16 protein-coding genes and 2 riboswitches are annotated in these 15,746 nt (G+C 68.3%); of the genes, 14 read left to right on the top strand and 2 right to left on the bottom strand.

The features are described 5' to 3' along the window. Nucleotide 1 precedes the first annotated feature (1 nt). Entirely contained in the window at nt 2–793 is a 792-nt protein-coding gene (locus QM693_RS20565) for an HAD-IIA family hydrolase (protein WP_280780012.1), read from the bottom strand. A 76-nt stretch (nt 794–869) separates the two neighbouring features. Beyond that, nucleotides 870–1,637 carry a sulfite exporter TauE/SafE family protein gene (locus tag QM693_RS20570; RefSeq protein ID WP_280779768.1) on the bottom strand — a complete coding sequence of 256 codons (768 nt, stop codon included), beginning with the start codon at nt 1,635–1,637 and terminating at the stop codon, nt 870–872. Nucleotides 1,638–1,849: 212 nt separating this feature from the next. Beyond that, nucleotides 1,850–1,946, top strand: a riboswitch (SAM riboswitch). 7 nt (nt 1,947–1,953) lie between these two features. Between QM693_RS20570 and QM693_RS37875 the strand changes: the two genes are divergently transcribed. From QM693_RS37875 to QM693_RS20630, 14 genes are all read left to right on the top strand, one after another. Further along, nucleotides 1,954–2,028 (top strand): putative leader peptide, encoded by a 75-nt coding sequence (locus QM693_RS37875; protein ID WP_369426197.1) that lies wholly within the window; start codon nt 1,954–1,956, stop codon nt 2,026–2,028. A gap of 144 nt (nt 2,029–2,172) precedes the next feature. Continuing rightward, nucleotides 2,173–3,153 carry an amino acid ABC transporter permease gene (locus tag QM693_RS20575; RefSeq protein ID WP_411194577.1) on the top strand — a complete coding sequence of 327 codons (981 nt, stop codon included), beginning with the start codon at nt 2,173–2,175 and terminating at the stop codon, nt 3,151–3,153. Further along, nucleotides 3,150–3,932 (top strand): amino acid ABC transporter ATP-binding protein, encoded by a 783-nt coding sequence (locus QM693_RS20580; protein WP_011595024.1) that lies wholly within the window; start codon nt 3,150–3,152, stop codon nt 3,930–3,932. Before QM693_RS20575 ends, QM693_RS20580 begins: the two co-directional genes overlap by 4 nt. Before the next feature lie 37 nt (nt 3,933–3,969). Continuing rightward, nucleotides 3,970–4,941: an ABC transporter substrate-binding protein gene (locus QM693_RS20585; RefSeq protein WP_283353291.1), complete on the top strand. Its 972-nt coding sequence runs from the start codon at nt 3,970–3,972 to the stop codon at nt 4,939–4,941. Between the two features lie 11 nt (nt 4,942–4,952). Next, nucleotides 4,953–5,495 (top strand): GNAT family N-acetyltransferase, encoded by a 543-nt coding sequence (locus tag QM693_RS20590; protein WP_283353292.1) that lies wholly within the window; start codon nt 4,953–4,955, stop codon nt 5,493–5,495. After that, a complete protein-coding gene (locus QM693_RS20595) occupies nt 5,492–6,553 on the top strand; it encodes an LLM class flavin-dependent oxidoreductase (protein WP_283353293.1) in 1,062 nt (353 codons plus the stop codon). Before QM693_RS20590 ends, QM693_RS20595 begins: the two co-directional genes overlap by 4 nt. Next, the gene (locus QM693_RS20600) at nt 6,550–7,608 is read left to right on the top strand and encodes an LLM class flavin-dependent oxidoreductase (protein WP_283353294.1); all 1,059 of its coding nucleotides are present in this window, start codon (nt 6,550–6,552) and stop codon (nt 7,606–7,608) included. The genes QM693_RS20595 and QM693_RS20600 overlap by 4 nt, the downstream gene beginning before the upstream one ends. Nucleotides 7,609–7,623: 15 nt before the next feature. Further along, complete coding sequence (locus QM693_RS20605) at nt 7,624–9,018, top strand: NtaA/DmoA family FMN-dependent monooxygenase (protein WP_283353295.1); 1,395 nt, start codon at nt 7,624–7,626, stop codon at nt 9,016–9,018. Between the two features lie 47 nt (nt 9,019–9,065). Then, nucleotides 9,066–9,159: riboswitch (SAM riboswitch) on the top strand. Nucleotides 9,160–9,163: 4 nt separating this feature from the next. Then, entirely contained in the window at nt 9,164–9,247 is an 84-nt protein-coding gene (locus QM693_RS37655; RefSeq protein WP_310794466.1) for a putative leader peptide, read from the top strand. Nucleotides 9,248–9,400: 153 nt separating this feature from the next. Next, entirely contained in the window at nt 9,401–11,035 is a 1,635-nt protein-coding gene (locus QM693_RS20610) for an ABC transporter substrate-binding protein (RefSeq protein WP_283353312.1), read from the top strand. Nucleotides 11,036–11,038: 3 nt separating this feature from the next. Beyond that, nucleotides 11,039–12,028, top strand: coding sequence for an ABC transporter permease (locus QM693_RS20615; protein ID WP_105415193.1), 990 nt, complete (start codon nt 11,039–11,041; stop codon nt 12,026–12,028). Next, the gene (locus QM693_RS20620; RefSeq protein WP_283353296.1) at nt 12,021–12,941 is read left to right on the top strand and encodes an ABC transporter permease; all 921 of its coding nucleotides are present in this window, start codon (nt 12,021–12,023) and stop codon (nt 12,939–12,941) included. Before QM693_RS20615 ends, QM693_RS20620 begins: the two co-directional genes overlap by 8 nt. Beyond that, nucleotides 12,938–14,617, top strand: coding sequence for a dipeptide ABC transporter ATP-binding protein (locus QM693_RS20625; protein WP_283353297.1), 1,680 nt, complete (start codon nt 12,938–12,940; stop codon nt 14,615–14,617). The genes QM693_RS20620 and QM693_RS20625 overlap by 4 nt, the downstream gene beginning before the upstream one ends. After that, on the top strand, nt 14,610–15,746 hold the full coding sequence (locus tag QM693_RS20630; protein ID WP_283353298.1) for an LLM class flavin-dependent oxidoreductase: 1,137 nt from the start codon (nt 14,610–14,612) through the stop codon (nt 15,744–15,746). The genes QM693_RS20625 and QM693_RS20630 overlap by 8 nt, the downstream gene beginning before the upstream one ends.

The following is a 15,746-nucleotide window of genomic DNA, read 5'->3' on the forward strand; positions in this document are numbered from 1 at the left end:
GTTAAGAAGTACTCACGGGCGGCGGAGCCGCATCGCCGAACGGATCCGACGTCCGGCCGACCAGGTCGGCGACCGATTTGAGTACCGCGGTGGGACGGTAGGGGAACAGTTCCACCGAATCCCGCGTCGAAATTCCGGTGAGGACGAGGATGGTCTGCAGCCCGGCCTCGAGCCCGCAGACGATGTCGGTGTCCATCCGGTCGCCGATCATCAGCGTGTTCGCGGAGTGCGCGCCGATGGCCCGCAACGCCGAGCGCATCATCAGCGCATTCGGCTTGCCCACGTAGTACGGGTCGCGACCGGTGGCCCTACTTATCAGTGCGGCAACGGATCCCGTGGCCGGAAGGGAACCCTCCCGGGACGGGCCGGTGGGGTCGGGGTTGGTGGCGATGAAGCGAGCGCCCCTCTCCACCAAACGAATTGCGGTGGTGATCGCCTCGAAGGAGTAAGTGCGGGTCTCGCCGAGGACCACGTAGTCGGGATCGTTGTCGGTGAGGACGTACCCGATGTCGTGCAGTGCGGTGGTGAGCCCGGATTCGCCGACGACGTAGGCGCTGCCGCCGGGGCGCTGGCTCGCCAGGAACGTCGCGGTGGCCAGGGCGGACGTCCAGATCGATTCCTCGGGAATGTCCAGGCCGGTGCGGAGCAGACGGGCGCGGAGGTCGCGCGGAGTCCTGATCGAATTGTTGGTGAGGACGATGAACGGGGTACCCGACTCCCGGAGTTCGGCGAGGAACAGGTCGGCCCCGGGGACCAGGTGCTCTTCGTGGACGAGAACGCCGTCCATGTCCATCAGATAGGTCCAGCCCGGGTGCTCTACGTCTTTGCTCACCGACTCAGTATGAGGGAGCGGGAGGGTGCATGCGCGACTATGCGAGCAGCCGGAACAGGCCGATGAGGCCGACGACGACGATGGTTCCCCGCAATGCGGTCGGCGACAGCCTGCGGCCGTAACGGGCGCCGAGGACGCCTCCGAACAGCGAGCCCACCGCGATCAGGCCGGCGGCCGCCCAGCTGATCCGGTCGAAGGCCACGAGCGTGTACGCGGTCGCGGCGACAACGTTGACGAGGAGCGAGAGCAGGTTCTTCGCGCCGTTCATCCGTTGCAGGCTCTCCGGCAGGATCGCGCCCATCACACCCATCAGCAGGATGCCCTGCGCGGCGGTGAAGTATCCGCCGTACACGCCCACGGCGAACGTCCCGACGGTCAGCAGGGTGAGGCGCGCCGGGCTCAGCCCCGCCTCGTGGCTGCCGCGCTGCTTCGCCCAGGCCTGGATCTTCGGCTGCAGCACCACCAGGATCAGGGCGAGGATCAGCAGCACCGGGACGACGAGTTCGAACACAGTTTCGGGTAGGTGCAGCAGTAGCCACGAGCCGAGAACCGCACCGCACAGCGACGCCGGGATCTGCCACCGCAGCCGCGGTCCCTGCCCGGCCAGTTCCCGCCGGTACCCCCACGTGCCGGACACGCCACCGGCGACCAGGCCGATCGCGTTCGACATCGTGGCGGTCACCGGAGGGAACCCGAACGCCACCAGGGTGGGGAAGGTGATGAGCGTGCCGCTGCCGACGATGGCGTTGATCGCGCCCGCGCCTACACCGGCTACCAGGATCGCGATGACTTCGAGTGGTGTCACCGAGGCGACGTTACAAGGGCCTCGGAAGGCCCGGCAGCCGGGTCGCACGACCACGGAGATGCAGGGCTGCACGCATCATCCAACCGCATCGATCTCCGTCTGTCAGTACTTCTGCGCACGGTGATTCTTGCGGCCGATCGGAACCATTTCCCCTGTGTTGCAGGGAAATACCCCGTGTTGACGGGGTTCGGGAATGCGGCTAGTGTTCGCTTCAACCATCCAGAGCGACCGAGAGACCTGGCTCGTTGACGTCGCAGCAACCCTTCCGAATTCTTCGGGTGCGGGTGCTACCGCCGGGATCGATGGAAGGCAGCACATGAACTACCCCGCGCGCCCTGCGTGGCGCAGACGGCACATCGACCTGTGCCGGACCACCTCCTGCCACTGTTGACGAGGTCTCACAGCACGCTCACCGGGCATTTCGCCCGGTGAGCGCCTGACGCGCGCCCGCATCCCGCGGAAGACGCGCCTCCTCCAGTCCCGTTTCCAGGTGAAAGGCCGCCTCAGTGATGTCTGTCGTAAGTGGTGAGGGAGCGTGAGCGCCCCCGTCCGGGCGCGTTCGGCCGCGCCCCTCGATTCAGTGCCGTCCGGCGACGGGGACGCCGCGCTGGAAGTGGCGCGGAGGTGGCATCCGTGGCGGTGGGTCGTCAGCGCCGTCGTGCTGGTACTGCTCGCCCAGTTCGTCCACGGCCTCGCGACCAACCCGGGATGGGACTGGGCGACGTTCGCCAAGTACTTCACCGCCGGCTCCGTGCTGCAGGCGCTGTGGATGACGGTGAAGCTGACCTTGTGGGGGACGGTCCTCGGATTCGCACTCGGTGTGGTGCTGGCGGTCAGCCGCTTGTCGCACAACCCGGTGTTGCAGGTGATCGCCTGGGTGTACATCTGGGCGTTCCGGTCGATTCCGCTGATCGTGCAGCTCCTGTTCTGGTTCAACATCACATACCTGTATCAGACTCTGTCGCTGGGCATTCCGTTCGGTCCGGGCTTCTTCACGTTCGAGGTGAACGGTGTCATCAGCGGCTTCACCGCCGCCGTCATCGGTCTGGCCCTGCATCAGGCCGCGTACTCCGCCGAGATCATCCGCTCCGGCATCATCTCGGTGGACCACGGGCAGATCGAGGCGGCGCAGTCGCTGGGCATCCCGCGCCGACGCCAGTTCTTCAAGATCGTTCTGCCCCAGGCGATGCGCGGCATCCTGCCGAACGCCGCGAACGAGGTGATCAGCCTGTTCAAGGGCACCTCGATCGTGTCGACGATGGCAATCGCCGAACTGTTCTACCAGGTTCAGGTGATCTTCGGCCGCAACGGCCGCGTCGTGCCGCTGCTGATGGTCGCGACGATCTGGTACATCATCCTGACCACGCTGTTGTCGATCGGCCAGTACTACGTCGAGCGGCACTACGCGCGCGGATCGGCACGGGCGCTGCCGCCGACTCCGTGGCAGAAGCTCACCCGGAAGTTCGCCGAGATCCGTGACGCCGGTGTCTCCGTACCGAGAGGCGCCACGAAATGACAACCGAAGCCCATCCGGCGGAGTACGCGGTGGAAGTTCGCGGAGTCCACAAGTCCTTCGGCGCACTGGAAGTCCTGCGGGGTGTGGACCTGCTGGTCCGCAAGGGCGAGGTGACGGTGATCCTGGGGCCGTCGGGTTCCGGCAAGTCCACGCTGCTGCGCACGCTCAACCACCTGGAGAAGGTCGACCGCGGCACCATCCGCATCGACGGCGACCTCATCGGTTACCGGCGCAAGGGCAGCAAACTGCACGAACTGCGTGAACGCGACATCCTGAAGCAGCGTTCCCGGATCGGATTCGTCTTCCAGAACTTCAATCTGTTCCCTCACCTCACGGTGCTGGAGAACGTGATCGAGGCGCCGGTGTCGGCGCAGGGCCGCGACCGGGCCGAGGTCGAGGCCGAGGCGATTGCGCTGCTGGAACGGGTGGGCGTAGGTGACAAGGCCCACGAGTACCCGCGACAACTGTCCGGCGGCCAGCAGCAGCGGGTCGCGATCGCCCGGGCCCTCGCACTGCGCCCGGCGGTGATCCTGTTCGACGAGCCCACGTCTGCCCTCGACCCGGAACTGGTCGGCGAGGTCCTCGCCGTGATCAAGCAATTGGCACGGGACGGCGCGACCCTCGTGATCGTCACCCACGAGGTGGGCTTCGCGCGGGAGGTCGCCGACACGGCGGTCTTCATGGACGCCGGCGTCGTGGTGGAACAGGGCCCGCCCTCGCAGGTCATCGACAACCCGCAGCACGACCGCACCACAGCATTCCTCTCCCGAGTTCTCTGATTCTCCACACCTCGGTGTGGATCCCCGAAAGGCGCACATGTCCACCGCACGGTTCCGTACGAAAATTCTGGCCTCGGCCCTCACCACCGTCGCGCTGCTCGCCGCCGCGTGCGGGGGCGGCGACGTCGAGGACGAGGGATCGGCGCCGACCTCGGCTGCCGGATACAACCTCACCGCCGACCAGAATCGCATCACCACCGACGAGGTCGAGTCGATCGCCGCGAAGGTCCCCCAACAGATTCGCGACCGCGGCACGCTCGTCGTGACGGGCAGCGCCGGTTCCGCCCCGCCCCTGCGTTTCTACGCCGACGACGACAAGACGCTCATCGGCTCGGAGACCGACTTCGCGTACCTGATCGGCGACGTTCTCGGGTTGAAGGTCGATCTCCAGGCGGCGGACTGGGCGCAGAACTTCGTCCGCATCGATTCGGGGGAGGCCGACGCGTTCATCTCCAACGTCACCGTCACCGAGGAGCGGAAGGAGAAGTACGACTTCTCGACGTACCGCCTCGACACGGTCGCGTTCGAGACGAAGAAGGACAGCGGCATCCAGATCAAGGAGCCCAAGGACGTCGCAGGTCTGAAGATCGCGGTCTCCTCCGGCACCAATCAGGAAGCGCTGCTGGTGAAGTGGAGTGAGCAGAACGTCGCGGCGGGGCTCGAACCGACCGACATCACCTACTACCAGAACGTCACCGACTACTACCTGCCCCTCGCGTCGGGCCGGATCGACGCCTACTTCGGGCCCAACCCGTCCTCGTCGTTCCACGTGGCGCAGGCCGGGGAGAGTGAGATCGCCGGAACGTTCTCGGGGGCGGGCGACGCCCTCCAGGGTGAGATCGCCGTGCTCACCAAGAAGGACAACGGACTGGTGGCCGCCGTCAACGAGGCCATCAACCACATCATCGAGAACGGTACGTACGCACAGGTTCTCGAACGCTGGAACATCGCGAGCGAGGCCGTCGGCACGTCGGTCGTCAACCCGCCCGGACTCCCGAAGACCAGCTGACAGGAGGACCAGTGACCGAGAGGACCGAATCCGTGCAGACCGTGTTCGTCGATCAGGCCGATCCGCTGGCCGCGCCGCTGCTCGAAGAACTGGCGATCGAGTACAGCACCCGGTACGGGCGCACCCGCGACGAGATCTACGACGACCTCAGCAAGTATCCGGCGGAGGAGTTCGCCGCACCGGGTGGCGCGTTGCTCGTTCTGGTCGACGACGGGACGTCCGTGGCGGGCGGGGCCTTCCGCCGCTACGACGACACGACGGCCGAACTCAAACGGATCTGGACCTCGTCGGCGCACCGCCGCCGCGGCCTCGGACGAATCGTGCTGCGGGAGCTCGAGGCCGCGATCGCCCGAGCAGGCTATTCCCGCATCTTCCTCACTACGGGGCCGCGGCAGCCCGAGGCGGTGGCCCTGTACCTGGCCGCGGGGTACACGGCGCTGTTCGACCGCTCCCTCCCACCGCAGGACGTCGGAATCCACGGATTCGAGAAGATCCTGCACACCCCTACCGCTCTGCCTTCCGTCTGGGCCGCAAAGGAGTACGAGTCCGTATGAAGTTTCTGCTGATGAGCCTGATCACTCACCACCCGGACCCGGTGACCGGGGAGAAGATCGGCACTGCGGCGAGGCTGCAGGAGGTCGTGGACTCCGCCGTCCTCGCCGAGCAACTGGGGTACGAGGGGTTCGCGGTGGGCGAGCGCCACGAGCATCCCTTCCTGTCCTCGTCCCCGCCCGTGGTGCTCAGCGCCATCGCGGCGCGCACCAGCACGCTGCAGTTGTGGACCGCGGTGACCACGCTGAGCCTGCTCGACCCGGTCCGCGCGTTCGAGGACTACTCGACGCTGGACAACCTGTCGGGCGGCCGGTTGCAGCTCATCATCGGCAAGGGCAACGGCACCGCGCAGGCGGAGTTGTTCCACGTCACCCCGGACGACCAGTGGGACCGCAACCGCGAGGGCTACGAACTGTTCCGGCAGTTGTGGGAGAGCGAGGACGTCACCTGGGAAGGCACGTTCCGGCCGTCTCTCGAGCACGCTGTCGCCCTTCCGCGCCCGCTGCAGCGGCGGATCCGGATCTGGCACGGCAGCGCGACGAGCAAGGAGTCGGTGGATCTCGCCGCCCGCTACGGTGATCCGATCTTCTCGGCGAACGTCACGTATCCGATCGACTCGTACGCCGAACTCGTCCGGCACTACCGCGAACGGTGGGCGTACTACGGTCACGATCCCGCCGACGCCCTCGTCGGCGCCGGAACGGCCGGGTTCTACGTGACGGCGAACTCGCAGGATGCGCTGGACGTGTGGCGGCCGATTCACGCGGCTCGCCTCGACTTCGCCCGCAGGGCAGGACTTCCGGTGGTGTTCGAGACCGTGGAGGACTTCGTCGAACGCAGCTCCGCACTGATCGGCAGCCCGCAGCAGGTGATCGACAAGGTGCAGCGCTACCACGAGCAGTTCGGGCACGAGGTGATCCACCTGAGCGCCGACCGCGTCGGCAGCGACAAGCAGCACCGCGAAAGCCTGGAGCTGTTCCAGGCCGAGGTGGCACCCGCGCTGCGCGAGACCATTCCGAGCCGCCCCCTCACGGCCGGTACCGAGGAGGAAAACGCATGAGCCTGGTTCTGGGCATCGAACTCGACGGTGAGGGTGCGCATCCCGAAGCCTGGCGGCGCGCCGCGCACACACCCGACCGGTTGCTGACCGGGCGAACGGTGGCGGACCGGGTCGCGGCAGCGGAGAACGCCGGTTTCACGTTCGCCTCGTTCGACGATTCGCTGCTGCCGCCCGGCGCCGACGGGGGACCCGTCGGCCGGATCGACGCGGTGAACCGCGCAGCGTTCGTCGCCGCGACCACCAGCACGATCGGACTCGTACCGGTCGTCGGCACCACGTACGCCGAGCCGTTCCACACGTCCTCCCAGCTCGCGACGCTCGACTACGCGTCGCGCGGTCGCGGCGGCTGGATCGCGGCGCGCGACACCGACCCGCGGGTCGCGAGCGCACTGGGCCGGGCGGAGGTCACCACACCCGCCGACCTCGCGCGGGAGGAGCGGGACGCGATCACCGTGGTCCGGGACCTGTGGGATTCGTGGGAGGACGACGCGGTGATCCGCGACTACGCCACCGGACGTTTCGTCGACCGCGACCGATTGCACTACATCGACTTCCGGGGCGAGACGTACTCGGTGAAGGGTCCGGCCATCGTGCCCCGGCCACCGCAGGGGCAATTGGTGGTGTTCGGCCGCGCGGGGCACACGGATCCGTCGCTGGTCGACGTGGTGCTGGTGTCCGGACCGACACTCGCGGACACCGTCGGGGCCGCCGGGCGCGCGAAGGCCGGCGGCGCACCGCTGGTGGTCGCCGAACTGGATGTCGCGCTCGGCTCGTCGACGCCTGCCCCGCCGAGCGGACGGCTGTCGTTCGCCGGCGATGCCACCGGTCTGCTGGAACTGTTGCGGGCCCTGGATACGCACGTCGACGGTGTGCGCCTGCATCCCGCCGTCGTCGACGAGGATCTTCCGGTGCTCGCGCGGTCCGTGGTCCCGGCACTTCTCCGTGCCGGCATCGCGCACCGTCCCATTCCCGGTTCTACCCTGCGCAGCACGCTGGGCCTCGACCGTCCCGTCACCCGATTCCAGGCCGAGCGCCTCGAAGACTCCTCTCGCTGAAAGGTTGTGGAGAACATGACCGACAACTCGTACGCCAGGCCCGGCGCCCAGGTGCACTTCGGTGTCTTCTTCCAGGGCGTCAACCACACGACGATCTGGTCCGATCCGTCGAGCGGGTCGCAGATCGACTTCGAAACGTTCCGTCGGGTGGCACTGACCGCCGAGCGCGGCCTGTTCGACGCCTTCTTCCTCGGTGAGGGCCTGCGTCTGCGGGAACAGGAAGGCAAGATTCTCGATCTCGACATCGTGGGCAGGCCGGACGCGATCACCCAGCTCGCGGCGCTGGCCGGCATCACCCGGCACATCGGGTTGGTGGCCACCCAGAACACCACCTACAACGAGCCCGCCGACCTCGCCCGGCGGCTGTCCGGGCTGGACCTGCTGTCCGGTGGCCGTGCCGGCTGGAACGCCGTCACCACGGACAACGCGTGGACCGGTGAGAACTTCCGGCGCGGCGGCTTCCTCGATCACGCCGACAGGTACGAGCGGGCCGGGCAGTTCCTCGACACCGCCCGGGCGATCTGGGATGCGTGGGTAGACGGCGCGGTCGCGACGAGCACCGACGCGCCGTCGTGGTCGACCCCGGACGGTGTGCGGGAGGTGTCCCGGCGCACGTCGCAGTTCGACGTCACGATCACTCCGACGCTGCCGCGCAGCGCCCAGGGGCATCCCGTCATCTTCCAGGCCGGCGACTCACCGGCGGGCCGGGACTTCGCGGCCGCGCACACCGACGTGATCTTCTCCCGGCACGGAACGCATTTCGACGAGGCGCTCGCCTTCGCCGAGGACATCCGGGCGAGACTGCGTCGTGCCGGCCGTCCCGAGGACGACGTCAAGATTCTGCCGGGCACGCAGATCGTGCTCGCGGAGAACGCGTCCGAGGTGGAGGAGAAGGTGCGCTGGGTTCTCGAGGGCCAGTACACCGGGCAGACGGCGTTGTCGCTGGTCGGTCAGGTGTGGGGCCGCGATCTGTCCGATCGCGACCCGGACGGTCCACTGCCCGAATTCGATCCGGTGCCCGCGCCGATCTCCGTCACCCGTGGGGCGGCGCGTGACGGAAAGGATCCGCTCGCCATCGCCCGGGAATGGCGGGCCCTGGCGGAGGCGCAGAACCTGTCGCTGCGTCAGGTTGCGATCGCGACCACCCAGCGCTCCGGATTCGCCGGTACTCCCGGGCAGGTCGCCGACGAACTCACCCGGTGGGTTCGCAGTGGGGCCACGGACGGGTTCAACATCTCGCCGTATCTGGTGCCCACCGGACTCGACGAGATCGTCGACCTGCTTGTGCCCGAATTGCAGGAGCGAGGTTCGTACCGAACGGAATACGAAGGCTCCACCCTGCGTGAACATCTCGGTCTCCGGCCCGCTCTGTCGCGGCGGGAACTCCCGCCCCGGCAGGCCGTGGGGTAACGGGGGTCCGTGTGGCGCGGCGACCGGCGATCTCTTACACTCGGTAACGACCATCCAGAGCGACCGAGAGACCTGGCTCGTTGACGTCGCAGCAACCCCCCGCCCTGCGGGTGCGGGTGCTACCGCCGGGATCGATGGAGGAACGATGTTGACCGAAGGTTTCGTGAGCGCCTGGGGGCGTCTCCACGTCGATCTCTGCCGGCTGTCCACCTCGATCTGTCACAGCTGACCTGACACCCCGATCCGTCGGGGTTCCGGCTCTTCACACCGCATCCGCGTCGGATCCGGTGTCCCTCACCTTCCTGTGCGCGTGAGCGCTGCCGAATCGACTTGGCAGCACGCACGGCACTTCTTCGAGATCACGGAGTTCTCGGTGCCATCAGTGCTTTTGTCCTCGCCCCACCGCGGTGCCCGCATCGCAGCAGGTATCGGTGCCGTTGCCGTGCTGGCCACGGCACTCACCGCCTGCGGTGGCGGTTCCAGCAGTTCCTCCGCGGATGCGGGCCCCGCGCAGCCCGGCGGCACACTCCGCTACGGCCTGTCCCAGGCACCCACGTGCGCCGACCCCGCGCAGTCGGGCACGAATCAGACGGTCTACGTGGCTCGTCAGGTGGTGGACTCGCTCACCGACCAGGACCCGGAGACGGGCGAACTGAAGCCGTGGCTCGCCGAGAGCTGGGAAACCGGCGCCGACGCGTCCTCCTTCACGTTCCACCTGAAGGAGGGGGTGACGTTCAGCGACGGAACGCCTTTCACCGCGGATTCGGTGAAGAAGAATCTCGACGCCATCGTGAACACCCTCTCCGGCGCCAAGGCCCCGCTCGGTGCCAGCTACCTCGCCGGTTACACCGGTACCACCGTGATCGACCCGCTGACGGCGCAGGTCGACTTCGCCGCACCCAACGCGCAGTTCCTGCAGGCGTCGTCCACCCCGCAGCTGGGCATCCTGTCCGATGCGTCCGTCGCGAAGTCCGCCGAAGAACGGTGCACCGGCACCATCTCGGGCACCGGACCGTTCACGTACGCCGACTACCAGCAGGACAAGTCGGTGACCCTCGCCAAGCGCGCCGGATACAACTGGGGTTCGGACGTGTTCGGCCACGACGGCGAGGCCTACCTCGACACCATCGAGTTCAGCGTCGTGCCCGAATCCGGCGTCCGCACGGGCAGCCTGTCCTCCGGACAGCTGGACGCGATCAGTGACGCGTTGCCGCAGGACGCCCCGCAGATCGAAGGCGCGGGCGGGCAGGTGCTCACCACGTCGAACCCCGGGACCCCGTTCGGCTTCCAGCCCAACGTGACTCGCGGACCGCTCGTCGACCCCGTCGTGCGCAGCGCGCTGGTCCCGGCGATCAACCGGCAGGAACTGGTCGACACCGTACTCGGTCCCAACTTCACACCCGCCACCAGCACGCTGGCCAGTCGCACCCCGGGCTACGTGGCGCTGCCGGACGTGACGTACGACCCGGAGAAGGCGAAGTCGATTCTGGATCAGGCGGGCTGGGTTCCCGGTGCCGACGGCATCCGCGAGAAGAGCGGTCAGAAGCTGAGCTTCCCCGTTCTGTTCAGCTCCGTGTTCGCCGGCAACCAGGCCATCCTCGAACTGGTGCAGCAGCAGCTCAAAGAGGTGGGAGTGGATCTGCAGCTGAATCTCGTGTCCACTCCGGAGGCCATCGCCCGCCAGAATTCCAAGGACTTCGACGCCACCTACTACAACAGCACCCGCGCCGACGGTGACATCCTCCGCACCCAGTTCGGCCTCGACGGCCGCAACCTGAACAACCGCGGACCGATTCCCGCGCTCGACGACGTGCTCGCGAAGCAACTCGCCACCACCGACACCACCGAGCGGAGCGCGCTCGTCGCCGACGCCCAGCAGCAGGTGCTCGACAACGGTCTGTGGATCCCCACGGTGGAGTTGTCGCAGGCGATCGGCGCCGGTCCCAACGTGCAGGACCTGAAGTTCGAGGCCTCGGCCCGGCTCCAGTTCTTCGACACCTGGATCAGCGGACGCTGAGCCATGATTCGCTACCTCGGATTACGCGTGCTGCAGGCGATCGCCGTCCTGTGGGCGACGTTCACCGTGTCGTTCGCCGTGCTGTTCCTGCTGCCGTCCGACCCGGTGAGCATCGCCGTCGACTCGGCGACCACCGGAACGACGGTCGACGCGGCCGCCGTCGCGGAGCTGCAGGCGCGGTACGGCCTCGACCAGCCGGTGTGGGTGCAGTACTGGAACTCGCTGAGCCACGCCGTCCGCGGTGACTTCGGGTACTCGATCGCCACCGGGCAATCGGTGACCGAGGCGATCGGGAACGCGGTCCCCAGCACGCTCGCGCTGGCGTCGGCGGCGCTGGTTCTCGCGGTCGTGTTCGGGGCAGCGGTCGCGTTCCTCGCCACCTACACCAGGGTCCACTGGGTGCGGAATCTGCTGTTCTCACTGCCTCCGCTCGGTGTCGCGGTGCCGACGTTCTGGGTGGGGCTGATTCTGCTGCAGCTGTTCTCGTTCCGGCTGAAGGCCTTCCCGGCGTTCGGTGACCAGGGGATCGCGACGCTGGTGCTCCCCGCGGTGACGCTCGCGCTGCCGACCGGTGCCGTGATCGCGCAGGTGCTCGCGGCGAGTCTGCAGACCACGTGGCGGCAGCCGTTCATCGAAGCCGCGCGGGCGAAGGGTGCGTCCCGCTGGCAGATTCAGACCCGGCACGCGCTGCGCCTGTCGAGCATTCCGGCGTTCACCATCGCCGGTGTGCTCGTGGGTAATCTGCTGGCCGGATCGGTCGTCGTCGAGACGGTGTTCTCGCGCGCCGGCGTGGGGCGGCTCACCCAGACGTCCGTGATGGCGCAGGACATTCCGGTGGTCCAGGGAATCGTGGTGCTGAGCTCGGTCGTCTACGTACTCGTCAATCTCGCCGTCGATCTGCTCTATCCGCTGATCGATCCCCGAATCGTCGAGGGCAGGCGCAGTTCCGGCCGCAACACCACCGCGGATGTGGAGGAGAAGGTTCATGTCTGACATCCTCACCAGGGAACTGATCGAGGAGGCCGAGGGTTTCGGCGCTCCGCCGACCGAACCGCCTCCCGTGGTCGCGTCCGAGTCGGACAGTCGCGGACGCCGCGCGGTGACGTGGTTGCGTCGCAATCTCGTGCCGGTGGCCTCGGCCGCCGTGCTCCTCGTCGCGGTCGGATTCGCGGTGGCGCCGTCGGTGTTCGCGAGCGGCGACCCGCTGGTCGGGGTGCCCGCCCAGAAACTGCAGGCGCCGAGTGCCGCGCATTGGTTCGGCACCGACAACATCGGCCGTGACGTGTATACCCGCGTGGTCCACGGTGCCGGATTATCTTTGACCGCAACGCTGTTGGCCGTGGGTATCGCGCTGGTCGTCGGTTCGCTGATCGGCCTGCTGTCCGGTGCCGTCGGAGGTGCGCTGGACGCCGTCCTGATGCGCGTCGTCGACGTCCTCCTGTCGATCCCCGCCCTGCTGCTCTCGCTCGCACTGGTGACCGCGCTGGGGTTCGGCACGGTCAACGTGGCGATCGCGGTGGGCGTGTCGCTGATCGCGAACTTCGCCCGCGTGATGCGGTCGGAGGTGCTGCGAGTACGCCGGTCGCTGTACGTCGAGGCGGCGTTCGCGTCGGGTGTCCGCTGGCACACGGTGCTGCGCCGCCACGTTCTGCGGAACTCGTACGCGCCTGTCGTGGCACTCGCCGCCGTCGAGTTCGGGATGGCGGTCCTCGCGGTGTCGTCGCTGAGCTTCCTCGGGTTCGGCGCGGTGCCGCCCACCCCGGAATGGGGCTCGCTGATCTCCGAGGGCCGGAACTACCTCGCCACCGCGTGGTGGATGACCACCCTGCCCGGACTGGTGATCGTGGCCGTCGTGCTGTCGGCGCACCGACTCGGGCATGCACTCGAACAGAGGGAAGCGCGATGAGCTCGACGACTACTGCTGCGGCAGGCACCACGGCGCCGCTACTCCAGGTCTCCGGACTGCGGGTGGCGTACGGGAGCGTGAGCGATCCCGCCGTGGCCGTGAAAGGCGTCGACCTCACGGTGTCGCGCGGGGAAGTGGTGGCCGTGGTCGGCGAGTCCGGCTCCGGGAAATCAACCACGGCGCACGCGATCCTCGGATTGCTCAGCGGATCCGGGCGGGCCGTGGCCGGCACCGTCACGTTCGACGGTGAGCGTCTCGACACCAAGTCGGAGCGCGCACTCGAGCGGATCCGCGGCGCCCGGATCGGGCTGGTTCCCCAGGACCCGACGACGTCGCTCAACCCCGTCCTGAGAGTCGGCGCCCAGGTGGCGGAGGTGCTCCGGATCCACGGTCTCGCCGACCGGCGGACGGCAGGCATCGAGGCAGTGCGCATTCTCGCCGAGGCCGGGATCGACAAGCCCGAGGTGCGGGCGAGGCAGTACCCGCAGGACCTGTCGGGCGGGCAACGGCAGCGCGTCCTGATCGGGATCGCGCTGGCGTGCAGCCCCGAACTCGTGATCGCGGACGAGCCGACCAGCGCACTCGACGTCACCGTGCAGCGCCGGATTCTCGATCACCTCGACGCGCGGATCGCCGAGTCCGGCACCGCGGTCCTGCTGATCACGCACGATCTGGGTGTCGCCGCCGACCGTGCCGACCGGATCGTGGTGATGAGCGAGGGTGAGGTGGTGGAAGCGGGCCCCACCCGCGAGATCCTCGAGAACCCCCAGCACGAGTACACCCGCACCCTGCTGGCCGCGGCGCCGAGTCTCTCGGTGGGACGGAGGCCCAGTCGCGCCGCGGAGGCGGGCGGAGCCGAACCCGATGTCCTGCTGCGCGTGTCCGGGGTGTCCAAGACGTTCCGGATCGACCGGCGCACGGCCATCGACGCCGCCCAGGACGTGTCGTTCGAGGTTCCCCGCGGGCGCACGCTGTCGCTGGTGGGGGAGTCCGGGTCCGGCAAGTCCACGGTGGCCCGGATCGCGATCCGGTTGGAATCTCCCACCGCGGGCCGCGTCGAGTTCGACGGCCGGGACATCACCGGCCTGCGCGGCGGCGCGCTGCGTGCCCTGCGCCGCCGAATGCAGATCGTGTACCAGAACCCGTATGCGTCCCTCGATCCGAAGCTGACGATCGCGGACATCGTCGCGGAACCGCTCGGTGCGTTCGGTGTCGGCACCCGGGCGGAACGGGCGGCACGCGTCGCCGAACTGCTCGAACAGGTCGCGTTGCCGCGTACCTACCTCGAACGCAGACCGGCCGAGCTGTCCGGTGGGCAACGGCAGCGGGTCGCGATCGCCCGCGCGCTCGCGCTGCACCCGGAACTCGTCGTGCTCGACGAACCGGTGTCCGCGCTGGACGTCTCGGTGCAGTCGCAGATCCTCGGGCTGCTCGAGCGCCTGCAGCGGGAACTCGGGCTCAGCTACCTCTTCATCTCGCACGACCTCGCCGTGGTCCGGCAGATCAGCGACACGGTCGCGGTGATGCAGTCCGGCCGCATCGTCGAATCGGGCAACGCGGCAGCAATATTCGACAATCCCCGCCACGACTACACCCGGCAGTTGCTCGACGCCATCCCGGGACGATCCGTCGTGCGTCCACGTTCTGCACAGCTGGAGGAATCGATTCATGCCTGAGCCACACGACCCGCTCGTCGCCGTCGATCTGTACGGCACGGGGATTCATCCGCAGTCCTGGCGTCGTCCGGACTCGCGCGCCGAGGACCTCTTCACCGCCGGCTACTGGACCGGCCTGCTCGGGCAGGCCGACTCGGCCGGGGTGGACCTCGCGTTCGTCGGCGATACCTTCGCGATCGCCACGACGGGACATGCCGATCAGCGTGGGCAACTGGACGCCGTGGCGATCGCCGCACGGGCCGTCGCGTCCACCGAGCGGATCGGCCTGGTTCCCACGGTGACCGTCACCCACACCGAACCGTTCCACGTGTCCAAGGCCATCGCGAGCCTCGACCATGCGTCTCTCGGCCGTGCCGGATGGCAGGTGGACGTGTCGGCCGGTCAGGCGCAGGCGAATCTGTTCGGACGCAAGGATGCACAGGAGGCCGAGAGTCTGTGGGCGGAGGCGGCCGACGCGATCGAGGTCGTGAGCCTGCTGTGGGACAGCTGGGAGGACGACGCCGAGATCCGCGACGTCGCCACCGGCCGCTTCATCGACCGGGACAAGCTGCACTACATCGACTTCGAGGGCGCGCACTTCTCCGTGAAGGGTCCCTCGATCACGCCGCGGTCGCCGCAGGGGCAGTCGCTGATCGTGATCGGCGCGCGGGACGAGCACTCCACGAGGGTGGCCGCCGCGCGTGCCGACGTGATCCGCATCGGCGCACCCACCGTGGACGCGGCACGTGACGTCGCAGACCGGGTGCGGCGTGCCGCCGCCGAGGCCGGCCGGGACCCCGCATCGCTGCGGATCCTGCTCGACGTCGAGGTGGTGATCGCCGAGACCGCCGACACGGCGGAACGCGACCTCGCCCAGCTCGAGAACTGGTCCGGCGGCCGGTACGAGCCGGCGTCGATTCTCCACCGCGGCGACGCGCCGGGACTCTCCCGGCTGATCACCGACGTGGTGGGCGCCGGGGGCGTCGACGGCGTGACCCTCCGGCCGCTGGCGCTGACGTCCGGCCTGAACGAGATCACCGAACGCGTCCTGCCGCTGCTGCGGCCGGGCGGCCGAGCGTCCGACAGCGGAGTGCTCCGGGAGCGGCTCGGCTTCACCCGTCCCGTCAATCACTTCGCCGGACAGGACTGA

The sequence above is a fragment of the Rhodococcus sp. IEGM 1305 genome (genome assembly GCF_030058635.1).
GTDB classification, from domain to species: domain Bacteria; phylum Actinomycetota; class Actinomycetes; order Mycobacteriales; family Mycobacteriaceae; genus Rhodococcus_F; species Rhodococcus_F opacus_D.

Excerpts from the sequence above, each read along its gene's own strand:
- QM693_RS20565 (WP_280780012.1), bottom strand. The coding sequence starts at position 793 with ATGGACATGGACGGCGTTCTCGTCCACGAAGAGCACCTGGTCCCCGGG.
- QM693_RS20580 (WP_011595024.1), top strand. The coding sequence starts at position 3,150 with ATGACAACCGAAGCCCATCCGGCGGAGTACGCGGTGGAAGTTCGCGGA.
- QM693_RS20585 (WP_283353291.1), top strand. The coding sequence starts at position 3,970 with ATGTCCACCGCACGGTTCCGTACGAAAATTCTGGCCTCGGCCCTCACC.
- QM693_RS20595 (WP_283353293.1), top strand. The coding sequence starts at position 5,492 with ATGAAGTTTCTGCTGATGAGCCTGATCACTCACCACCCGGACCCGGTG.
- QM693_RS20600 (WP_283353294.1), top strand. The coding sequence starts at position 6,550 with ATGAGCCTGGTTCTGGGCATCGAACTCGACGGTGAGGGTGCGCATCCC.
- QM693_RS20605 (WP_283353295.1), top strand. The coding sequence starts at position 7,624 with ATGACCGACAACTCGTACGCCAGGCCCGGCGCCCAGGTGCACTTCGGT.
- QM693_RS37655 (WP_310794466.1), top strand. The coding sequence starts at position 9,164 with ATGTTGACCGAAGGTTTCGTGAGCGCCTGGGGGCGTCTCCACGTCGAT.
- QM693_RS20615 (WP_105415193.1), top strand. The coding sequence starts at position 11,039 with ATGATTCGCTACCTCGGATTACGCGTGCTGCAGGCGATCGCCGTCCTG.
- QM693_RS20620 (WP_283353296.1), top strand. The coding sequence starts at position 12,021 with ATGTCTGACATCCTCACCAGGGAACTGATCGAGGAGGCCGAGGGTTTC.
- QM693_RS20625 (WP_283353297.1), top strand. The coding sequence starts at position 12,938 with ATGAGCTCGACGACTACTGCTGCGGCAGGCACCACGGCGCCGCTACTC.
- QM693_RS20630 (WP_283353298.1), top strand. The coding sequence starts at position 14,610 with ATGCCTGAGCCACACGACCCGCTCGTCGCCGTCGATCTGTACGGCACG.